This is a genomic window from Nocardioides sp. Bht2 (assembly GCF_047308515.1).
GTDB lineage: Bacteria > Actinomycetota > Actinomycetes > Propionibacteriales > Nocardioidaceae > Nocardioides.
On sequence record NZ_JBLBWI010000001.1, the window covers coordinates 60,762 to 74,249 of the forward strand.

The window sequence follows — 13,488 nt, forward strand, 5'->3', positions numbered from 1 at the left end:
AGCTTGTTGAAGTAAGGGGGTTCAGCGGGCTGGAGCAGGGGTTCGCGCCACGAAGCGCTTACCCAACAGGTACATCTCGCAGCCCAGGCAGAAGCCGATGACTGCGTTGAGCAACGCGGCGGCCAGGCCGAAGCCGACGGCGATCGCACCGACCACCTCGACGCCCGCTCCGTAGCCGGCCAGACCGACCAGGGCGAAGACCAGGCCGACCGTCTGCGCGAAGCGCGGCGGGGTCGGGTCCTCGAACTCCACCGGCGGCGCCAACCGCGGCCGGACGACCGTGCGGTAGACCCACGCCAACGGCGTGCGGTTCAGCCCGAGCAGCGCGCCCACGGCGAACAGCACGGCCTGCACAGCGAGCAACGCGACACCGAAGGGTGCCGGTGCCGTCAACAGGACGACGGCCAGCACGACCGCGGTCACCCCTGCGGCGAACCGCGGACCACGTGGGTCGATGCCTTGCGCACTCATTACTGCTCCTTCGATGTCCTGGCGTTACCGAGCTCCTCGCATGGCGAGGTTGGGACACACCCGGACCGACGAGCGGCGGATCATGCCGAGAGCACCTAGCGGGCGCTAGGGCAGGCTGGATCCTAAGAGGGGTGTCCGATCAGGACATTCGACACAGCGCCGAACGCACGCGGCAGTGATCCACTGCGCGTCGCTTGGTCAGCATGGTCGAGAACATGCTGCAAACATTAGAGGGCGGGGTGCACGAACACGAAACCACCGTCTCGCAGTTCGGACACCCCGCCCAAATAATGAGATCAGCAGGTGAGGCCGCCGTCGACGACCAGGACCTGCCCGGTCACATAGGTGTTTGCGGGGTCAACAAGAAAGAGCACCGCTCTCGCTACGTCAGCAGCTTCACCGAGCCGACCGACCGGGGTGCGCCGGGTGATCTGGCCCAGCTGCTCCGGGTCCAACCCGTGGCTCATCTCGGTCCGCAGATAGCCCGGAGCGACGCTGTTCACGGTGATCCCCCGCGAGCCCAGCTCACGGGCCAGCGCGCGGGTGAAGGAGTCGAGCGCGCCCTTGGTCGCACCGTAGACGGAGAGCCCGCGGTAACCCGATAGACCCACCACCGAGGAGATGTTGACGATCGCGCCCGATCGCCGGGCCAACATCACCCGGCTCGCAGCCCGGGCCACATAGACACTGCCCTTGAGGTTGAGGTCGACCACCCGGTCGATCGCATCGTCGTTGAAGAGGCCGATCACGCCCTCGGGCGCCACCCCGGCGTTGTTCACCAGGACGTCGATCCGGCCCCGGCGGGCAGCCGCCTGCTTCACGAAGGCGTCGGCCTCCGCGGAGACCGAGACGTCGGCCTCGACGAAGCCGAACCGGTCGCCGAACTCCTTCTCCCAGGCCGCGACCCGATCGGTGCGGGAGCGGGAACAGCTCTCCACCACGTAACCCGCGGCCAGGAAGGCGTCCACCAACCCGGCGCCCAAGCCCTTGCTTCCGCCCGTGATCAGGGCCACCCGGGCCTCGGTTCCTGCGCTCACGCCTCCACCCTTCTGATGGTCTTCGATCCGACTGTTTTGATCTGCTCGACGAACTGCAGGTTGCGCGGCTGCCAGGCCCGCGGAAGATCCGCGACGGCGTCCCGCACCCCGGCCCGGACGTCGTCCTCCGACGCCCCTTCGCTGAGCACCAGCTCGGCCGCCACGATGGCGCCGGTCAGTTTGTTGGCGCGTCCGTAGACCCGGACCATCGCCACGCCGGCGACGGCGCCGACCCGCTCCTCGACCGGCAGCGGATGCACCTTCACCCCGCCGACGTTGATCACTTCGGAGTCCCGTCCACGGAAATGCACCCGGTCGGCGACGATCTCGACCAGGTCGCCGGTCGCCCGCCAGGGCCCGTCGGCGACGACAGCCTGGGCGGCGTCGTCGAGGTAGCCGATCATGCCGGCACTCCCCCGCACCCAGAGTTCGCCGTCGACGATCTTGAACCGGGCCTCGGGTCGCTCCGGCGTCAGCAGCAACGACGCCGCGAAGCCTGCCTGACCATCGTTGACCGCCAGGATCGAGCCGAGTTCGGTCGACGCATAGACGTGAGTGATCCGGGCCGCGGGGAACAGCTCACCCAGTTGGGCCAGCAGCGCGGCCGGAGCCGCCTCACCGCCCAGGGTGATCTGGCTCAGTGGCGGAATCTGCACCGCCTCGGCGCGGGCCTGAGCCAGCAGGAACCGCCAGTAGGTCGGGGTGGCGCTGACCGCGTCGACACCGAGTTCGGCCAGCGCCCGCAGTCCGTCGCGCGGCTGACGCGGGAACGGCGCGACCAGGGTGCCGCCGGTGGCCAAGACATGGAGCAGCACCTGGATGCCGGCGAACTGGTGCAGCCCGTAGGCCAGCAGCCAGCGTTGCGCCGGAGCCGCCTGGGCGCCGTCGAAGCGGCTCGCCAGTACCCGCCAGTCGTGACGCGCCGCCTTCGGGCGTCCGGTACTGCCGGTGGTCAGGATCACCAGATACTGAGCGGCTGAGCCCGCGACGTCGGCGGTGCTCGGCGGGCGGGCATCGACCAGTTGCTCGGGGTCGATCAGGTGACCGGCCAGGTCGGTGCGCCGGGTCAACACGAGGACATGCCCGTTGGACGTCGCCTGACCGGCGAACTCGTCGGGGTCCAGATCGGGTTGGTACTGGCATGCCTCGACGCCTGCTGCGGCAGCACCTGCCAACAGCGCCAGGACCAACCGGGCATCCGACTCCACGACCGCGACCCGGTCGACCCCCAACGCTGTCAGTGCCGCGCTGACCGCGGCTGCGTCGGCGGCAAGCTCGGCGTAGGTGGCGGCGCCGCGATCGGTGACCACGGCCACCTGGTCGGGGGTCGCGGCAGCCGCCCGCGCGAGCAGATCGATCATGCGGTGGCAGGAGCCTCGTAGAAGGCGAGCACGTCGGCGACCGTCTCTGGCATCGTCGCACCGACCGAGAACGGGTCGGAGCCGTAGGCGTCCTCCAGCATCGCCGAGAGCTCGGCGGCCTCGAGCGAGTCCAGCTCCAGGCCGTCGGCCCACAGGCTGGTGGTTGCGGAGAGCTCCTCCTGCGGCTTGCTGGCTCGGAGCAGGAAGTCGCCGATCAGGGCGAGGATGTTCTCGGGCTGTGCGGTCACGTCAGGTCCTTTTCTCAATGGGGATGGCAGAAGCAGATCAACGGGTTGCGGAGAGGATGCCGTATCCGAGCGTCTCGTCGCCCCAGAACCGCTCCAAGATCTCGGTCGCCTCGACGAACTCGTCCAGGCTGTCCAGACCGATCAGTTGGATCACCTGGTCGCGGTAGGTCTCCGCGTTGGCCCGCCAGGCAGCGAAGGTGCCCAGGGTCTCGGCGCTGATGTCGGTGGCGTCGTGGACGGTCATCCCCAGGCCGCGCAGGGTCTCCGCGTAGTCGGCGAGCGGCTCCATGTGGGCGTCGCCGAAGGCGGCCCGCAGAACACCGAACTCACGACGCCGCGAACGCACTTCCAGGAACGGGATCTCCCGGCGCCGGATGATGTCGCACAGCACCAGCCGGCCACCGGGGCGCAGGACCCGGACGCACTCGCTGAGCAACGCGCGGCGGTCACGCATCAGGTGTGAGGACTCCAGTACCCAGACCACGTCGAAGGAGGCGTCGGGGAACTTGTTGTCGGTGCCGTCGCGCTGTTCGAAGCTGACCTGGACCAGGCCACGGTTGGCGGCCTGGTGGAGCCCCGCGTCCACGCCGGTCTCGCTGGTGGTGATGCCGACCAACTCGACGTCGAAACGTTCGGCGAGGTCGCATGCCTGACGCCCGGTGCCACAGCCGACGTCGAGCACTCGATCGCCGGGCGCGAAGCGAGCGCGGCGGATCATCTCTTCGGTCAGCGCGGCGGTCGCTGCCGCCAACGGGGTCCGGGCATCGGCGAAGAAGCCGTAGTGGAACTCCGCACCCATCAACAGTTCCCAGGCCTCGTGGACCCGGTCGTAGTGGTGCGACGGCTCGGTGTTGATCACCGGCTGCGTGCCGTGGCTGGTACTCGTCATCCTTCGACCTCTCGGCTCGTCTCGTTCGGCTGGCACTGCGTCACCGGCGCTTGCTCTCCCGGGCCGCGCTCCAGGCCTCGATCTCGGCGGCGACCTGGTGCTGCAGCCCTTCGCGGTGGAAGTACTTCAAGGTGGGCGGCAACTCCCGGACGGCCTCGGCCGGATTGCCGCGATAGAAGGTGTGCTCGGCAGTGAGCTTGGTGGTGATCACCGAACCCGCCGAGATGATCGTCCGGGGCGGGACCTGCATCCCGCTCAGGATGGTGCATCCCGACATCACCGCACAGTGCTCACCGAGCTGGACCGGGCCGGTCACGAACCGGTCCTGCACCAGGTTGAGGCTGTGCGTCAGGATCTGGGAACGGAACCCCGCCAGCACCGCGTAGTCCGCGAACTCGACCAGGTCCGAACAGTCGATCTCATGGGCATTGGTGATCATCGAGAACCGCCCCATCACCAGAGCCGGTCGACGGTTCGGTGAGTGGGTGAAGATCCCCGAGGTACCCGGGATGCCGGTGATCGAGTTGCGGGTCGCGATCGCGGCCCCCTCGGCGAGGTGCAACTCGTCGAGCCCTTGGATCACGTTCCACGGACCGATGCTGGAGTTCGGCCCCATCGTCAACCGCCCGACCCGGATCAGACTCCGGCCCAGGTGGGCGGACGGGTGGATCTCCCAGCCCAGCAGGCGTTGGGCGACCAGCCGCTTCAGCGAACCCGGGAGCAGCACCAGCAGGACCTGCAGCGCTGACCTCATCCCCTCCTCCGGCCAGGGATGAGGCAGGCACTGTTCATGCCCGCACCTTGGCGACGGTCTGCTCGATCGCCACCGCGACGTTGCCAGCCTCGCCACGCGGCCGGACCACCAGCTCGCCGGTCCGGCCGGCGGCGCCGAACAGGATCCGCTCGAACCGGTCGGCACATCCGGCCAGGGCGAACTCGCGCTCGGCCAACTGCCGGGACAGTTCACCGACCTTCGCGGCATGCTCGGGATCGGCCAGCATCGAGGCCGCCCACTCGGCTGCCTCACCCAGCGCGGACTCCTCGGGTGCGACGACGCACCCGGAAGCCTGGTCGATCAGGTGGGCGGCCAGGTTCTCGCCCGGCATCACGCCCAGCACCGGGCGGCCGGCGCACAGGTAGGAGAGCGTCTTCGACGGCACCGAGAAGGCACCGGCGTCCTTCTCCAGCAGCACCACCAGGATGTCGCCGGCCCCGAGTACCTCGGAGAGACGTTCATAGGGCTGGAACTCAAGCAGGGTAAGGGGAACGTCGAGCCGCTCGGACTCGCTGCGCAGCACCTCGCCGGCCGGGCCTTCGGTCACCACACAGAGCTGGACCGGTGTTCCGGCAGACCGCACCTGGGCGGCCAACGCCACCAACAGCGCCGGGTTGTGCTTGAGGCCGAGCGTTCCCGAGTAGAGCAGCGTCGGGACACCATCGGTGCCGTGCTCCTTGGCCCAGGCGTTGTCCCGCGCCGTCGGCACCAGTTCGTCGAGCGGCGCCCAGTTCGAGATCACCGTCGCCTTCTGCTCGGTGCCCCACTGCCGGTGGACGTCGATGAAGGAGTCGGCGATCACCACGGTGTGCCGCGCCCTGCGGGTGCACCACCGCTCACCGGCGGCCAGCACTGCGGCGACCAGGATGAAGGCCCGGGAGAGCTGACGTCCCGCGAACGAACGCACCGCAACAGACTGGACGTCCTGCTGCCAGTGCACCCACGGCACCCGGGCAACCATCAGGAAGGCGGCGAAGACCACCAGCATCGGGATCGGCACGTTCCCGACCAGGACGACGTCGGGGCGCAGCTTCCGGGTCTGCCGGGCCAACTGGACGCCGTAGCGCAACTCCTGGATCAGCCGGGAACCGAAGGAGAGCTTGTCGATCACCTCGCCCACGCCGATCGGCGAGAAGGTCAGCGACTCCCCCGCCTCGGCGCGCAGGTGTCCCTTGCCGGAGACGTGCGCCTCGCACCAGGAGTGCGTGACGTCGTGGCCGCGCTGCGAGAGCTCGCGGCTGAGCTCGACCTGGAACGGGTGGCCCGAGTAGTCGTGGACGAGGATCTTCACGCCATCAGCCGATCGACCGCTTGACCTCGTCGTAGACCCACGCGTAGGTCTTCGCCAAGCCATCTGCCAGGGAGATCGAGGGCGCCCACCCGTAGGTGTCGAGGATCTGGGTGTTGTCGGAGTTCCGGCCGCGGACCCCCTGCGGCGCGTCGAGCAGGTACGTGCGCTCACAGGAGATTCCGGCGATCTCCTCGACGATCGAGTAGAGCTGGTTGATGCTCACCAGTTCGTCGCTGCCCAGGTTGACCGGGGCGTTGGAGTCGCCGCGCAGGATCATCTGGCTGCCCTGGACACAGTCGTCGATGTACATGAAGCTGCGGGTCTGTTCACCGTCGCCCCAGATGTCGACCTTGTAGTCGCCGGTCAGTACCGCCGTGGCCACCTTGCGGCAGACCGCCGCCGGCGCCTTCTCCCGGCCGCCGGTCCAGGTGCCGTTCGGCCCGTAGACGTTATGGTAGCGGGCGATCCGCGTGGTCAGCCCGAAGTCCTCTTCGAAGTGGCGACACATCCGCTCGGTGAAGAGCTTCTCCCAGCCGTAGCCGTCCTCGGGCATCGCCGGGTAGGCGTCGGCCTCACGCAGAGCGGTGATGTCGGTGTCGGTCTGCTTGTCGGCCGCGTAGACACAGGCGCTGGAGGAGTAGAAGTAACGCTGCACGTCGTGCTCGCGAGCGGCCTGCAGCATGTGGGTGCTGGTCAGCACCGTGAGCATGCACAACGCCTTGTTGTTCTCGATGAACCCCATCCCGCCCATGTCGGCGGCGAGCATGTAGACCTCACCGGCTCCGCGGGTCTGTGCCATCGCGTTGTCCAGCAGGGACAGGTCGGCGACGACGTTCTCGGCGTCGGGGTGAACCTGGTACCACTCCGAGGTCGGCTTGACGTCGACCGAACGCACACTCTTGCCCTGACGCAGCAGGTCAGCGACCAGGTGCCCACCGATGAATCCGCCGCCACCGGCTACCAGAACGTCGACTCCCACTGCGCACCTCCAGAATCGTCACCGAGCCCCGTTCCTCGACGGGCGCCTCACTGCAGGACAAACGACGGAAATGGCGGGGGGTCACGAACCCGGCGTTAGGAAAGTCACGAACGGCTATGCTCACCAGGTTTGCAGGGCGGCACAGGGCGGCCGGGGAGCAAGGAGCAGAGCACGTGAAGCGCGCGTTCATCACCGGGATCACCGGTCAAGACGGCTCATATCTGACCGAGCTTCTGCTCGCGAAGGGTTACGAGGTACATGGTCTAGTCCGGCGTTCCTCGACGCTCAACCGGAGCCGGATCGACCACCTGCACCAGGACCCGAACCTGCACCTGCACTACGGCGACCTCACCGACGGCGTCAGCCTGGTGAACCTGGTCCGCGCGATCGAGCCGCACGAGGTCTACAACCTCGGCGCGCAGAGCCACGTCAAGGTCTCCTTCGAGATGCCGGAGTACACCGCCTCGACCGACGCGGTAGGCACCTTGCGACTGCTCGAGGCGATCCGTGCCGCCAACATCGACTGCCGCTTCTACCAGGCGTCCACCTCCGAGATGTTCGGCGCGACCCCGCCGCCGCAGAGCGAAGGCACCGCGTTCTACCCGCGTTCGCCCTACGGTGCCGCGAAGCTGTACTCGCACTGGGTGACCGTCAACTACCGCGAGGCCTACGACCTCTATGCCGTCTCCGGGATCCTGTTCAACCACGAGTCGCCGCGCCGCGGCGAGAGCTTCGTGACCCGCAAGATCACCCTCGGGGTCGCGGCGATCGTGCACGGCGTCACCGACAAGCTGGTGCTCGGCAACCTCGAAGCCGTCCGGGACTGGGGCTACGCGCCGGAGTACGTCGAAGGCATGTGGCGGATGCTCCAACACGACGAGCCGCAGGACTACGTTCTTGCCACCGGCGTCGGCACCACGGTGCGGGAGTTCTGCGCCGCCGCCTTCGCCCACGCCGGCCTGAACTGGGAGGAGCACGTCACCTACGACCAGCAGTACGAGCGGCCGACCGAGGTCGACGCCCTGATCGGCGATCCGTCCCGGGCCCGAGAGGTGCTGGGCTGGGAGGCGAAGGTGCACGCCCCCGAACTGGCCCGGATCATGGTGGACACCGACATCGAGCAACTCGGTCGTCTGATCCAGCGGTGACGACCCACCTGATCACCGGCGTCACCGGGCAGGACGGCGTCCTGTTGGCCCGGGCGCTGCTCGCTCGCGGCGACCGCGTCGTCGGCACGGTCCGTCCGCAGAGCCCGCAGCGTGCCGCGATGACGGTCTACCTCGACGGCGTCGAGGTGGTGGAGCACGAGCTGACCGACGCCGCGGGGTTCGCCGCGCTGCTGGCGAGTGTCGCCCCCGACCGGATCTACAACCTCGCCGCACACACGTCGGTCGGCTCGAGCTGGGCCGACCCGGAACGGACCCGCGCCTTCAACCAGGACGCGGTGCTCGCCCAACTCGACGCCGTCCTGGTCCACCGCGCGCGGACCGGCACCGATACCCGCTACTTCCAGGCCTCGTCGGCCGAGGAGCACGGTCACGCCACCGACAGCCCCTACGCGCTGGCGAAGGCCGCCGCCACCGCCGCGGTGATGGACGCGCGTGAACAGCACGGGCTCTTCGCCTGCGCCGGCGTCCTGCACCCGCACGAGAGCCCGCTGCGCCGTCGCGGGTTCGTGGTCCGCAAGATCACCCGCGCCGCCGCCGAGATCGCGCTCGGCCGAGCCGAGAGCGTGACCCTGGGCAACCTGGAGGTGACCCGCGACTGGTCGGCCGCCGCCGACCTGGTGGCGGCGATGGCGCTGATGCTCGACGCCGACCAGCCCACCGACCTGGTCCTCGCGAGCGGTGTCCTGCACACCCTGCACGACGTCCTGGAGCTGGCCTTCACGGCTGCGGGTCTCGGCGACGCCACGCAGTACCTGACCCACGACGCGACCTTGGTCCGGCCCAGCGACACCTCGGTCCTGGCCGCGCCGCCCGCCGAGCTGGCCCGGACCGAACAGGCCCTGGGCTGGCGCGCCTCCACACCGCTGGCGACCGTGATCGACCAGATGGTGATGGCCGACCTCACCCGTCTGGAGAGCGGCGTCGAGGAGTCCCCCAGCTACCTCCCGAACCGTCACTAGCACGCGCCGAACCGTCACTAGCACGCGCCGAACCGTCAGGCGCACGCGCCGAACCGGCGCATCGCCAATGGCTCAGGCGCGGTTGGCGACAGCCTCGACGCCGAAGTCAGAACGCAGACCGGTGCCGGCGAAGAGCCGCTGGAAGAACGGGCCCTGACTCGACCAGTAGGTGAAGATCTCGACGTCGAAGTGCTCGGCGAGCTGACGGCGGATCGCCTCCTCGTCGCAGCCTTCGCGCACCACGTGGTACTCGACCAGATCCGACTCGGCAGTCTCGTCGTAGACGCCGCGCAGTCGGCGGACCCGGGTCGCGATGCCGCGCCGGTAGTCGCCCTGGGCCAGGCGCCACGCGAAGTAGGAGCCGCGGCTGGCGAGGTGCGACAGCTTGCTCCGGCGCGGGTAGAAGAGCGGGTCCTGGACCGAGAAGAAGGCGCCACCCTCGCTGATCCGCGGTTGCAGCCGACGCAGGAAGTCCAGGTAGTCCGGGATGTGGTGGATGACGCTGATCATCACGACCAGGTCCCAGCTCCCCGTCCCGGACAGGACGCCGTCGCCGACCTCGTCGTAGACGACCTCGACCCGGTTGTCGCCGGCGAAGGCCTGGCGGAGATGGTCGGCGCTCGCCTGGCTCGCCTCGGTCACGGTGACCTCCGCGCCGGCGTCGACCAGGGTCTGGGTGAAGGTGCCGTGTCCGGCGCCGATCTCCAGTACGTGGCACCGGCCGGTCCGGGCGATCGCGGCTTTGACCAGCCGCTCCAGCCGGGCCTCGATGTCGCCACGCAAAGCGGCGTGCCGCAGGTGCGGCGAGCCCTTCACGTAGTCGTGACCAACCCCGTGCGCATCGTCCTGCGCCTTGACCACCTGTCGTTCGTCACTCACGCGCGACAGTGTGACACCCGGCACGGCCATGCCGTGTGGCAATCGCCGATCCGATCTGGTTTTCCCTGCACATAGCAACCGGCGACGTGGCTAAACTCCGGGCCATGAAGGTGCTCGTCGAAGCCCTGGCCGCGGAGTTCGGGGGCATCCGCACCTACGTCGAACAGCTCCTCGCCGCCTGGGAGATCGCCTACCCGGACGACGAGCTGACCGTGCTCGTCCCCGTGGGCAGCGACCTGCCCACCGGCAGCCACCGACGCCGGGAACTGGCCATCCCCGGCCCCGACATCGTGGCCCGACCGTTGGTGCACACGCTGGCGATCCGGCGCCTGGTCGCCGAGACCGGCGCCGACGCCGTCCTGGCCACCCTGCCGAACACCAGTCTGCGCCATCCCGGCGTGCCGTTGACCGTCGTGGTCCACGACCTGCGCCACGAACTCCGCCCCGAGCAGTTCAGCCGCGGACGCCGACTGGTCCGCGCGCTCGCCTACGGACGTGCCTACCGGCTCGCCGACCACATCGTCTCGGTCTCCCAGCGGAGCCTCGACGACCTGCACCGCCTGCACCCGCAGATGACCGCCACGCCGAGCAGCGTGGTGCACCACGGGGCCGACCACGTGCCTCAGCAGGAGTTTCGTCCCCACCGTGGTCCGGCGGTCGCCTTCGCCCACCACACCAACAAGAACCCCGACCTGGTGCTCGCCGCGTGGGCGTTGGCCACCGCCACCGGGGTCGAGGTTCCTGAGCTGCTGCTCGTCGGCACCGGCAGCGACCGGGAACGGCTGACTGCGCGCGCCGTCGAGCACGGCGTCGGCGACCAGGTGACGATGGCTCCCTACCTCGACGACGCCGCCTTCGCCGACGCACTCGCTGACGCCTCCGCGATCGTCTTCCCCTCCTCGTTCGAGGGGTTCGGGCTCCCTGTCCTGGAAGGGATGTTGGCCTCGGTACCGGTGGTGATCGGCCCGGAGCCCGCCACCCAGGAGGTCGCTGGCGGTTGGGCCGCGGTCGCCGAAGGCTGGTCAGCCGCCGAACTACTCGACGCCGTCCAGCGCGCCTGTGCCTACGACGTGCAGCACCTGGAAAGTGCTCGACGGCACGCCGCCAGCTTCACCTGGCAGCGCACCGTCGAGCAGACCCGAGCCACGCTCGGGCGTTGATCAGTGCCAGATCCCCTGGTTGCGGACCAGCTTCGCCTTCAGCTTCGACGAGACACCCGGTAGCCGCTTCTTGATCCGCCCGTACTCCTCGGGCAGCACCAACCGGATCGACTTGACGGCGTCGCCGGCGAGCTCCTTGGCCTCGGTCCGCCAGGCGCCCCGACGCCACGCGGCCCAGGCCTCTGCCTCCTGCGCCAAGAACGGCACCGGCAACGATGCGTCGTCCTCGAGATTGAGGCGGTAGGCCCGGCGCAACTGCCGTGACAGCGGCTTGCCGGCAGTGTCCGCGGCGTAGGCGTAGCGCGGAGCCTTGGCCAGTTGGGCCTCGTACCGCATCACGATCTCGGCGTACTCCCGGCAGAGCGCGTCCAGGGTGCGCGACTGCTCGCGCAGGTGCGAGGTGGAACCGATCAACCGGGTGGAGAGCTCTTCGGGGTGCGCGGTGTCGAAGGCGTGGAAGTGGAAGAGCCGGAGCCGGTCCTTGGTGCTCGAGACGAAGAGCCCCTCGTCGTCGACCGCGATAGGGCGCTCGTGCAGGTTGGCGACGCTGACGTTGTAGCCCGCGTGGCGCCAGGCACCGGCGCGGAAGAGCGTGGCGCCGATGTCGACCCACTTCTGGTCGACGAAGAGCCCGGAGATCGGGTCCCAGAGGCATTCGCGCTCCAGGTGCCCCCACCACCAGTCGAGGAAGCCGATCGCCCGCCGGTCGACGGCGCAGAACCCGAGGTTGAAGACGCCGACGTTGAGCAGGTGGCCCTCCTGCAGCATGGCGTTGGGGTCGGTGACCGGCTCCAGGAAGTGCGGCGTCAGCAGGATCCCGCCCTCGGTGGCGGCGAGGTCGATCGGCAGCTCGACCATCGGCGCGGTCAGGTAGGTGTCCGGATCGAGGTAGGCAGCGGCCCCACTGGTCTGGAGCAGTCTCTTGAGCAGCAACGGCTTGACCGCCGTCGCGAACTCGACCAGGTCGTAGATGGTGGCGAGGTGGAGCAACTCCCGTTCGGGGAGGCCCAGGACATCGGTTCCGACCACCTCGACTCCGGGCAGAGCGGGGATCACCGGGAGCTGGTCGGCGGACCGGGCGTCGGTGAGCAGAATCGTCAACGAGAACTCGCCTTCGTGGCGGCGCAGGCTCTCAGCCAGCGCCAGCGCCTTCGGCAGGTAGTTCGTCGACAGAATCGTGCAGTAGGCGGTTTCTGTCATCTTCGATCCTTACGCAGGGGCAGGTGCGTCATCCGATGCGATGCGTGGGAAGACTACCCAGCAAAACCCTCCCCATGCTGGTTTCTTCGCTGCTAGCCTCAGCGCCGTGCCAACCAATGAAGCGGCGATGACCGCGGCGCGAGACCTGTACTTGGACCTGATCAAGCGCAGCCTCACGGGCGCCCTGGCGGAAGACAACGACACGGTGCTGGGCGGGGCACGTAGCCGAGGAACCGGCTCCGTGCTCAAACGAGCCGGCCATACTGCCGGTCGCCTGGCGTCTCGGTTCAACCTGGAGGTCGCCTACAAACGCCCTTACGACGCTCAGCAGCGGGCCAACGGCCTGGACTGGCCGTCGCGTGCGGAGTCGATGATCGGGTTGCGCCGGATGGACAACATCCAACATTGCGTCGAGACCGTGATCGCTGACGGCGTCCCGGGCGACCTGATCGAGACCGGTGTCTGGCGCGGTGGCGCCTGCATCTTCATGCGTTCGATCCTGAAGGCGCACGAGGTCACCGACCGCAAGGTCTGGGTGGCCGACTCGTTCGAGGGCCTGCCGAAGCCCAACGCGGCCGTCTACGCCGCCGACGCCGGCGACACCCACCACCTGTGGGACGGTCTGGCGGTCGGCGTGCAGCAGGTCCGACACAACTTCGAGCGCTACGGCCTGCTCGACGACCAGGTGGAGTTCCTGGTCGGCTGGTTCAAGGACACCCTCCCGGTGGCTCCGCTGAACCAGCTCGCCGTCGCCCGCCTGGACGGCGACATGTACGAGTCGACGATCCAGGCGATCGAGGTGCTCTACCCGAAGCTCTCCCCCGGCGGCTTCCTGATCATCGACGACTTCGGCAGCCATGCGTCCCAGGCCGGCCAGGCGATCCACGACTACCGCGCCCAGCACAACATCACCGAGGAGATCGTCCCGATCGACGACTTCGGCGCCTACTGGCGCAAGGCTTTCTGAAGCCTTTTCCACAGCCCCGTCGAGATAGTCCCGAACGAAAAGCCCCTGAAAACGTCGTTTTCAGGGGCTTTTCGTCAGGGACTATCTGTGAGTCACGAAGTGG

At 68.6% G+C, this 13,488-nt stretch carries 14 protein-coding genes; 4 read left to right on the top strand and 10 right to left on the bottom strand.

What is annotated here, in order from left to right; translation table 11 throughout:
* Window positions 1-21: 21 nt before the first annotated feature.
* From ACLM5J_RS00335 to ACLM5J_RS00370, 8 genes are all read right to left on the bottom strand, one after another.
* Window positions 22-471, bottom strand: a complete 450-nt coding sequence (locus ACLM5J_RS00335) for a DUF4395 domain-containing protein (RefSeq protein WP_413654009.1) — start codon at window positions 469-471, stop codon at window positions 22-24.
* A 296-nt stretch (window positions 472-767) separates the two neighbouring features.
* Entirely contained in the window at window positions 768-1,508 is a 741-nt protein-coding gene (locus ACLM5J_RS00340) for an SDR family NAD(P)-dependent oxidoreductase (RefSeq protein WP_413654010.1), read from the bottom strand.
* Window positions 1,505-2,869 (bottom strand): AMP-binding protein, encoded by a 1,365-nt coding sequence (locus ACLM5J_RS00345; RefSeq protein WP_413654011.1) that lies wholly within the window; start codon window positions 2,867-2,869, stop codon window positions 1,505-1,507. Before ACLM5J_RS00345 ends, ACLM5J_RS00340 begins: the two co-directional genes overlap by 4 nt.
* Window positions 2,866-3,117: a phosphopantetheine-binding protein gene (locus tag ACLM5J_RS00350; protein WP_413654012.1), complete on the bottom strand. Its 252-nt coding sequence runs from the start codon at window positions 3,115-3,117 to the stop codon at window positions 2,866-2,868. Before ACLM5J_RS00350 ends, ACLM5J_RS00345 begins: the two co-directional genes overlap by 4 nt.
* A 37-nt stretch (window positions 3,118-3,154) precedes the next feature.
* Window positions 3,155-4,006: an SAM-dependent methyltransferase gene (locus tag ACLM5J_RS00355; protein WP_413654013.1), complete on the bottom strand. Its 852-nt coding sequence runs from the start codon at window positions 4,004-4,006 to the stop codon at window positions 3,155-3,157.
* A 40-nt stretch (window positions 4,007-4,046) separates the two neighbouring features.
* Window positions 4,047-4,760, bottom strand: coding sequence for an acyltransferase (locus ACLM5J_RS00360; RefSeq protein WP_413654014.1), 714 nt, complete (start codon window positions 4,758-4,760; stop codon window positions 4,047-4,049).
* A gap of 34 nt (window positions 4,761-4,794) precedes the next feature.
* Window positions 4,795-6,072 carry a glycosyltransferase family 4 protein gene (locus ACLM5J_RS00365; protein WP_413654015.1) on the bottom strand — a complete coding sequence of 426 codons (1,278 nt, stop codon included), beginning with the start codon at window positions 6,070-6,072 and terminating at the stop codon, window positions 4,795-4,797.
* 4 nt (window positions 6,073-6,076) lie between these two features.
* A complete protein-coding gene (locus tag ACLM5J_RS00370; protein WP_413654016.1) occupies window positions 6,077-7,051 on the bottom strand; it encodes an NAD-dependent epimerase/dehydratase family protein in 975 nt (324 codons plus the stop codon).
* Between the two features lie 173 nt (window positions 7,052-7,224).
* Between ACLM5J_RS00370 and gmd the strand changes: the two genes are divergently transcribed.
* Both gmd and ACLM5J_RS00380 read left to right on the top strand, forming a co-directional pair.
* Window positions 7,225-8,199 (top strand): GDP-mannose 4,6-dehydratase, encoded by a 975-nt coding sequence (gene gmd, locus ACLM5J_RS00375; RefSeq protein WP_413654017.1) that lies wholly within the window; start codon window positions 7,225-7,227, stop codon window positions 8,197-8,199.
* Window positions 8,196-9,179, top strand: a complete 984-nt coding sequence (locus ACLM5J_RS00380; protein ID WP_413654018.1) for a GDP-mannose 4,6-dehydratase — start codon at window positions 8,196-8,198, stop codon at window positions 9,177-9,179. Before gmd ends, ACLM5J_RS00380 begins: the two co-directional genes overlap by 4 nt.
* A 72-nt stretch (window positions 9,180-9,251) precedes the next feature.
* On the opposite strand, the gene ACLM5J_RS00385 is transcribed toward ACLM5J_RS00380, so the two are convergent.
* Window positions 9,252-10,058 carry a class I SAM-dependent methyltransferase gene (locus tag ACLM5J_RS00385; RefSeq protein ID WP_413654019.1) on the bottom strand — a complete coding sequence of 269 codons (807 nt, stop codon included), beginning with the start codon at window positions 10,056-10,058 and terminating at the stop codon, window positions 9,252-9,254.
* 104 nt (window positions 10,059-10,162) lie between these two features.
* On the opposite strand from ACLM5J_RS00385, the gene ACLM5J_RS00390 reads away from it, so the two are divergent.
* Entirely contained in the window at window positions 10,163-11,218 is a 1,056-nt protein-coding gene (locus ACLM5J_RS00390) for a glycosyltransferase (protein WP_413654020.1), read from the top strand.
* Here ACLM5J_RS00390 and ACLM5J_RS00395 read toward each other — a convergent pair whose 3' ends face one another.
* On the bottom strand, window positions 11,219-12,418 hold the full coding sequence (locus tag ACLM5J_RS00395) for a hypothetical protein (RefSeq protein ID WP_413654021.1): 1,200 nt from the start codon (window positions 12,416-12,418) through the stop codon (window positions 11,219-11,221).
* A 106-nt stretch (window positions 12,419-12,524) separates the two neighbouring features.
* Here ACLM5J_RS00395 and ACLM5J_RS00400 point away from each other — a divergent pair, with 106 nt between their 5' ends.
* A complete protein-coding gene (locus tag ACLM5J_RS00400; protein WP_413654022.1) occupies window positions 12,525-13,385 on the top strand; it encodes a TylF/MycF family methyltransferase in 861 nt (286 codons plus the stop codon).
* Window positions 13,386-13,488 lie beyond the last annotated feature (103 nt).

Excerpts from the sequence above, each read along its gene's own strand:
- ACLM5J_RS00360 (WP_413654014.1), bottom strand. The coding sequence starts at position 4,760 with ATGAGGTCAGCGCTGCAGGTCCTGCTGGTGCTGCTCCCGGGTTCGCTG.
- ACLM5J_RS00355 (WP_413654013.1), bottom strand. The coding sequence starts at position 4,006 with ATGACGAGTACCAGCCACGGCACGCAGCCGGTGATCAACACCGAGCCG.
- ACLM5J_RS00390 (WP_413654020.1), top strand. The coding sequence starts at position 10,163 with ATGAAGGTGCTCGTCGAAGCCCTGGCCGCGGAGTTCGGGGGCATCCGC.
- ACLM5J_RS00345 (WP_413654011.1), bottom strand. The coding sequence starts at position 2,869 with ATGATCGATCTGCTCGCGCGGGCGGCTGCCGCGACCCCCGACCAGGTG.
- ACLM5J_RS00395 (WP_413654021.1), bottom strand. The coding sequence starts at position 12,418 with ATGACAGAAACCGCCTACTGCACGATTCTGTCGACGAACTACCTGCCG.
- ACLM5J_RS00335 (WP_413654009.1), bottom strand. The coding sequence starts at position 471 with ATGAGTGCGCAAGGCATCGACCCACGTGGTCCGCGGTTCGCCGCAGGG.